Source organism: Priestia sp. P5_B4, assembly GCF_056400385.1.
In genome coordinates this window covers 1-1,551 of record NZ_JBFULJ010000898.1, presented here as the reverse complement: position 1 = coordinate 1,551, position 1,551 = coordinate 1, and the positions used below count along the sequence as shown (strand labels likewise).

Below are 1,551 nucleotides of genomic sequence, written 5' to 3'. Positions count from 1 at the left end.
AACTTAAGTAATCCCTTTTACCATATCACAATTACCTAATATTTGTATGATTTTTATTATTTTCCCCATGCTTTTCCCCGTTTTAAGCTGTAAAAGCTAAAGAATTATTCAGTTTAAAACACTTGAAAAAAGAACATACGTTCGATAAACTAAAAATTAAAGGAGCGAATTCTATGCGACAGCTACTTCAAGAAAGCTACTCTTCAAGACGACCTGTTGAAATTATTTATATGGACGATAAAGGATGTTTGACACAGCGATTTATTATTGTGTATAAAATTTATCCTCAGAGCGTAAAAGCTTGGTGCTTACTAAGGAACGAGAAGCGAACGTTTAAAATAGAGAATATCCTTTCATGCGGATTCAGCAATAAAAGGAAAAGCAGTTTTAGGCAGAAAGCTCACTCAATTTAAGAGGGGCTTTTTCATATCATTTCCTCTTATGGCGTGTGAGTTATTTTCATACACTATATCCACCAGAAAGGGGAATGAACATGACATTAAACCAAGGAAATAAAACTAAACACATCGCTAAAGGAAGAACGGAAAAAGATGATATGACAATGCAGGGTGAGAAAAAACAGCATGAAGCACAAAGTACCTCTTTGTCTCATAATAATTGTCGGGCAAACCTTGACGGAGATTAATCTAAAAAAGGAAAGCTTTCGTTTCCGAAGCTTTCCTTTTTGGTGTATATCGCATTTTTAAGTTAACTCGTATTTTTCTGAGCCAATCATAATATAGTCTCTCGTTCGATATATGAATTTTACGGATTTCTCATAAACGTCATACGAGTAATTTTCTAAAACATTGTTTTTTTGATTAATATATTGCATAAAAACGCTTTGAAAATAACCGTTCTCCACAAAAAGCTCACCGGTTTTGCACAGCTTTTCATGTGCTTCTTCCAGCCATTTTGCAATCTGACTGTCGCTGTTAGTAAATGTAAGGATGTGTGTATATTGATCTGATAAATCTGTCATATCCTCTTTATCCTGGTCAAAATAAAACACTTTTTCTTTTTTTGACTGCAGCCTTTGTTTATGCAAAGTGATATTTTTTAATAGTTCTTTTTCAACGTCTTCTTCGGGACTTATATAGATGGGGCAGGTGCCTGCTACCTCACCTTGATCTGTAAATAATACAACATAGTACAAATCAAACATCATATCTCTCCCTTCACGTGTTCATACTATCCTATCTCGTATCCTTCATTTTTAGAATCATTTTTCTGACGTTTGTGCAACATTGGTTCTAATGTATTACTCATAAGCGAACCTCAGTTTTAACTGGAAAGAAAAGGGGAAGTGAAAATAAAAATTCTGCGTTTCTTCATTATAATAAGAAAAAACGATCTGTTTACTAGTATTTAAATCTTTTGAAAAATCAAAATAAATAATGATTGATTTCGTCACTTTATTGTGGTTTCATAATAAAGTGTAAAAAGACCATTTTTCTTACAGAGAGAAATGAGATAGAGTGCTTCTGTGTTGATTCTTTCTTTTGAATATAGTATACATACAGGGGTATAGAAATTAATTGGGAGGAAAAC

At 32.9% G+C, this 1,551-nt stretch carries 2 protein-coding genes; one reads left to right on the top strand and one right to left on the bottom strand.

Annotated features, from left to right (window positions below):
- The first annotated feature begins 493 nt into the window (after positions 1–493).
- Positions 494–646: a hypothetical protein gene (locus AC1DRF_RS27275; RefSeq protein ID WP_170960212.1), complete on the top strand. Its 153-nt coding sequence runs from the start codon at positions 494–496 to the stop codon at positions 644–646.
- Positions 647–703: 57 nt separating this feature from the next.
- Here AC1DRF_RS27275 and AC1DRF_RS27270 read toward each other — a convergent pair whose 3' ends face one another.
- A complete protein-coding gene (locus tag AC1DRF_RS27270) occupies positions 704–1,165 on the bottom strand; it encodes a hypothetical protein (RefSeq protein ID WP_477742218.1) in 462 nt (153 codons plus the stop codon).
- Positions 1,166–1,551: the final 386 nt, after the last annotated feature.

Excerpts from the sequence above, each read along its gene's own strand:
- AC1DRF_RS27275 (WP_170960212.1), top strand. The coding sequence starts at position 494 with ATGACATTAAACCAAGGAAATAAAACTAAACACATCGCTAAAGGAAGA.
- AC1DRF_RS27270 (WP_477742218.1), bottom strand. The coding sequence starts at position 1,165 with ATGTTTGATTTGTACTATGTTGTATTATTTACAGATCAAGGTGAGGTA.